The following is a 524-nucleotide window of genomic DNA, read 5'->3' as shown; positions in this document are numbered from 1 at the left end:
GAAGGAAGAACTCAACTACCGCGAGTTCCTGTGCCGAGCGCTGCAACAGGAATGGAGCGGGCGCCATCAACGCGGCATGGAGTCCCGGCTGAAGCAAGCCCGGCTCCCTTGGGTGAAAACGCTGGAGCAGTTCGACTTCAGCTTCCAGCCGGGCATCGACCGTAAAGTGGTGAGAGAGCTTGCCGGCCTGGCGTTCGTGGAGCGAAGCGAAAACGTGATCCTGCTGGGCCCACCGGGCGTGGGCAAAACGCATCTGGCGGTGGCGCTGGGCGTGAAAGCGGCTGATGCAGGGCATCGGGTGCTGTTCATGCCGCTTGACAGGCTGATAGCGATGCTGATGAAGGCGCGGCAGGAAAACCGGCTGGAGCGCCAACTGCAGCAACTGAGTTATGCACGAGTGCTGATCCTTGATGAAGTCGGCTACCTGCCGTTGAACCGTGAGGAGGCAAACCTGTTCTTCAGGCTGCTGAATGGGCCTTACGAGAAGGCAAGCATCATTCTGACGTTGGACAAGGGGTTTGGCG

Annotated in this window: 1 protein-coding gene; it reads left to right on the top strand. The window is 60.1% G+C overall.

What is annotated here, in order from left to right:
* The coding region (gene istB / locus J5224_RS35055) for an IS21-like element helper ATPase IstB (protein ID WP_264629395.1) at positions 1-524 on the top strand (524 nt) is incomplete at both ends.

It is taken from the genome of Candidatus Symbiopectobacterium sp. NZEC135, from assembly GCF_025962695.1.
The sequence above is the reverse complement of the archived record's forward strand: the minus strand, read 5'-3'. Positions and strand labels throughout refer to the sequence as shown.